A 4,198-nucleotide genomic window follows, 5' to 3' on the forward strand; every position below is an offset into this window, starting at 1 on the left:
CCCGCCGCCGACGACCAGCACGTCCTGCCCGGCGTGCACGGCCAGCTCCGGGACGAAGTGCACCACGCCGCGGCCCAGCCAATCGCCACCCGCGGGAAGCGGGCGCGGGGTGAACTCCCCGATCCCAGCGGTGATCAGCACCGCGCGGGCGCGCACCTGCTCCGCACCTGCCGACACGACGACGGAACCGTCCTCATCGGACAGTTCGGTCGCGTCCCGCCCCAGCAGGTAGCGCGGCTGGTATTGAGCGGCCTGCTCGACCAGCGCGGTGACCAGGTCGCGGCCGCGCACCGCGGGGAAACCGGCCACATCGAAGATCATCTTTTCCGGGTACATCGCGGTGACCTGCCCGCCGGGTTCCGGCAGCGAATCGACCAGCGCCACCGACAGATCCCGGAAACCCGCGTAGTAGGCCGCGTACAGACCGGTCGGCCCGGCCCCCACGACGAGCAGATCGACTTCCAACGGCTCGGCCATGCCCACTCCCCGGCAGTGCAACGTGGATCACAGCCGAGCCTCGACCCGTTCCGCTGCGCGCGGGCCGTTCCACGCCCGCGGCGACGACCTTGGTCACCTATATCGGTCCAGCTCGGCGCGTCCGGCCAGGTGACCGGCTCGGCGTGGGGCGACCCATACTGACCACCGCGGCCCTGGCGGTGGACACTTCCTGCATGGCTGAACAGGACTACCGGATCGAACACGACACGATGGGTGAGGTCAAAGTGCCCGCCGCGGCCCTCTACCGCGCGCAAACGCAGCGCGCGGTGGAGAACTTCCCGATCTCCGGGAGCGGGCTGGAGCGGTCCCAGGTCCGCGCGCTCGGGCTGCTCAAGGCCGCGGCCGCCCGGGTCAACGGCAAGCTCGGCATCCTCGAGGCCGACATGGCCGAGGCGATCGCCGCCGCGGCCGACCAGGTCGCCGAGGGCGAGCACGACGCGCACTTCCCGATCGACGTGTTCCAGACCGGCTCCGGCACGTCGTCGAACATGAACGCCAACGAGGTCATCGCGACCCTGGCCACCCGCTCGCTGGGCCGCGACGTGCACCCGAACGACCACGTCAACGCCTCGCAGTCGTCCAACGACACGTTCCCGACCACGATCCACGTCGCGGCCACCGAGGCCGTGCTCGCCGAGGTCGTCCCGGCGCTGGAGCACCTGGCCGCGGGCATCGAGCAGCGCGCCGCCGACTGGGCCGAGGTCGTGAAGTCCGGGCGCACGCACCTGATGGACGCGGTGCCGATCACGCTCGGCCAGGAAGCGGGCGCATGGGCATCGCAGGTGCGCTTCGGCGTGGAACGGCTCAAGGCCGGGCTGGACCGGCTGGGCGAGCTGCCCATCGGCGGGACCGCCGTCGGTTCCGGGCTCAACGCGCCGGAGGGCTTCGGCAAGGCGGTCTCCGAGGAGCTCGCGCGGGTGACCGGCCTGCCGCTGACCGAGGCCCGCGACCACTTCGAGGCGCAGGCCAGCCAGGACGGCGTGGTGGAGACCTCGGGCAACCTGCGCACCGTCGCGGTCAGCCTGAACAAGATCGCCAACGATCTGCGCTGGCTGGGCTCCGGCCCGCGCACCGGCCTGGCCGAGCTGGCGCTGCCGGACCTGCAGCCCGGCTCCTCGATCATGCCGGGCAAGGTGAACCCGGTGATCCCGGAGGCCACGCTGCAGGTCGTCGCGCAGGTCATCGGCAACGACGCGGCGGTCTCCTTCGCAGGTGCGCAGGGCAACTTCCAGCTGAACGTGAACCTGCCGGTGATCGCGCGCAACGTGCTGGAGTCGGCGCGGCTGCTGGCGGCGGTTTCCCGGCTGCTGGCGGACAAGGTCTTCGCCGGGGTGGAGGCGAACGCCGACCGCGCCCGCGAGTACGCCGAGGGTTCGCCGTCGATCGTGACGCCGCTGAACCGCTACATCGGCTACGAGGAGGCGGCTTCGGTCGCGAAGCAGGCGCTCAAGGAGCGCAAGACGATCCGCGAGGTCGTGCTGGAACGCGGGCACGTCGACTCCGGCAAGCTGACGCTGGAGCAGTTGGACACCGCGCTGGACGTGCTCGGGATGGCCCAGGCCAAGTGAGGCGGGCCGGGTCGTGGCCGTGCGCCTCGCGGTGAGGCGCACGGCCGGCCCGGAACACCCCCATTCGTTCCGGATGAACGCTGGGACGTGCCGCAACGCCGCCGCGGTTCCACAGTGGCCGGCCGGTGGCAGCGCGCTGTCGGGGTTCGCGCGCACCATGGGCGCATGATTTCGCTCGCCGCGGTCGTGGCCGCGTCCGCCGAAGTCGCGGCCACCCGGTCCCGGAAGTCGAAGGTGGCCGCGATCGCCGGTCTGCTCACCGAGCTGACGGCCGCCGAGATCCGGCCGGCCACCGCGCTGCTCGCGGGCGAGCTGCCCGGCGGACGCGCGGGCGTGGGCTGGTCGACGCTGTCCGAACTGGACGTGGCGCCCGCGGCGGAGTCCTCGCTGAGCGTCCTGGAGGTGGATGCGGCGATCGGCGAGCTGCGCGGGATCACCGGCTCCGGTTCGGGTCGTCGGCGGGTGGCCGCGCTGACCGAGCTGCTCGGCCGCGCCACCGCCGCCGAACAGGGGTTCCTGATCCGGCTGCTCGGCGGCGAACTGCGCCAGGGCGCGCTGGAAGGCGTCATGGTGGAGGCCGTCGCCGAAGCGGCCGAGGTGCCCGGGGAGGCGGTGCGCCGCGCGTTCATGCTCTCCGGGCGGCTGCCCGCCACCGCGGAAGCGGCGCTGACCGGCGGCGCGGCTGCGCTCGCGGAGTTCCGGCTGGAGGTGGGCAGGCCGTTGCGGCCGATGCTCGCCTCCCCCGCCGAAACCTTGGCGGAAACGCTGGGCGAACTCGGCGAGTGCAGCGTCGAGTACAAAATGGACGGTGCGCGGATCCAGGTGCACCGCGCTGCCGACGAGGTGCACGTCTACACCCGCACGCTGCGGGAGATCACCGGTCAGGTGCCCGAACTGGTGGCCTTGGTACGCGGGCTGGACTGCGAATCGGTGGTGCTGGACGGGGAAACGCTCGCGCTCACCGACTCCGGCAGGCCCCGCCCGTTCCAGGAGACGATGGCCCGGTTCGGCGCGCAGAGCCCGCGCGACGAGGTGCTGCGGCCCTACTTCTTCGACTGCCTGCACTTGGACGGCACCGACCTGGTGGACGAGCCGCTGCGCCGGCGGCTGGACGCGCTGCACCACGTCGCGGCCGGGCACCGCATCCCGGGAGTGCGGGCCGGCGCGGATTCCGAGCAGGCCGCGACGCTGCTCGACGAATCGCTCGACGCCGGGCACGAGGGCGTGGTCGTCAAAGCCCTGGATTCGGTGTACGCGGCGGGGCGGCGCGGCCGGACCTGGCGCAAGATCAAGCCGTCGCACACGCTGGATCTCGTGGTGCTGGCCGCGGAATGGGGCCACGGCCGCCGCAGCGGCCACCTGTCGAACCTGCACCTGGGCGCCCGCGACCCGGACGGCGGGCCGCCGATCATGGTGGGCAAGACGTTCAAAGGACTCACCGACGAGCTGCTCGCCTGGCAGACCAGTGAATTCCCCAGGCACGAGACGCACCGCGACGACTGGACGGTGCACCTGGCGCCGGAACTGGTCGTGGAGATCGAGCTGGACGGCGTGCAGCTCAGCACCCGCTACCCGGGCGGAGTGGCGCTGCGGTTCGCGCGGGTGCTGCGCTACCGCCCGGACAAGGACGCCGCCTCCGCCGACACCGTCGAAGCCGTGCGGGCCATGCTCCCGGGCGGAGCCACGCCGGATGCGAAACTGGAGGTATGAGCACACCCAGCGACGACGACATCCCCGCCGAGGCTGCCGAGGAACTCGCCGACGAGCAGGTCGGCTCGATCGACATCGGCTCCGGCAGCATCGACCCGCGGGACTTCCAGGTCCGCGCCTCCGCCGCCGATGCCGAGTTCTACGTCGCGCTGCTGCTCATCGAGATCAGCGCGGAGAGCGCCGCCGAGCCGCAGCTGTACGAGGAATCCTTCGTGCTGGTCAAGGCCGAGTCCGCCGCGGAGGCGAAGGAGAAGGCCACCGACTACGGCAAGCAGCAGGCGACCAGCTACCACAACGAGGACGGCGAGCTGATCACCTGGAAGTTCAAGGAGATCGTCGAGGTCAAGCAGGTCGAGGACGCCACCTTCGACGACGGCTCCGAGCTCTACAGCCGGTTCTTCCGCAACTACGCGGCCTACCGG

At 71.8% G+C, this 4,198-nt stretch carries 4 protein-coding genes; 3 read left to right on the forward strand and 1 reads right to left on the reverse strand.

The features are described 5' to 3' along the window. A partial coding sequence (locus IJH84_RS01655; protein WP_295139431.1) for an NAD(P)/FAD-dependent oxidoreductase occupies window positions 1-477 on the reverse strand: 477 nt, incomplete at its 3' end. Between the two features lie 194 nt (window positions 478-671). Between IJH84_RS01655 and IJH84_RS01660 the strand changes: the two genes are divergently transcribed. From IJH84_RS01660 to IJH84_RS01670, 3 genes are all read left to right on the forward strand, one after another. Beyond that, window positions 672-2,066, forward strand: a complete 1,395-nt coding sequence (locus tag IJH84_RS01660) for a class II fumarate hydratase (RefSeq protein ID WP_295139434.1) — start codon at window positions 672-674, stop codon at window positions 2,064-2,066. Window positions 2,067-2,231: 165 nt separating this feature from the next. Then, a complete protein-coding gene (locus tag IJH84_RS01665) occupies window positions 2,232-3,776 on the forward strand; it encodes an ATP-dependent DNA ligase (protein WP_295139437.1) in 1,545 nt (514 codons plus the stop codon). Beyond that, window positions 3,773-4,198: DUF4288 domain-containing protein (locus IJH84_RS01670; RefSeq protein WP_295139440.1), on the forward strand; the 426-nt coding region annotated here is incomplete at its 3' end. The genes IJH84_RS01665 and IJH84_RS01670, both read left to right, overlap by 4 nt.

Source organism: Saccharopolyspora sp. (assembly GCF_017434145.1).
GTDB classification, from domain to species: Bacteria; Actinomycetota; Actinomycetes; order Mycobacteriales; family Pseudonocardiaceae; genus Saccharopolyspora_C; species Saccharopolyspora_C galaxeae.

What these genes read in the sequence shown, in the direction of transcription:
- IJH84_RS01665 (WP_295139437.1), top strand. Translation starts at nt 2,232, where the DNA reads ATGATTTCGCTCGCCGCGGTCGTGGCCGCGTCCGCCGAAGTCGCGGCC.
- IJH84_RS01660 (WP_295139434.1), top strand. Translation starts at nt 672, where the DNA reads ATGGCTGAACAGGACTACCGGATCGAACACGACACGATGGGTGAGGTC.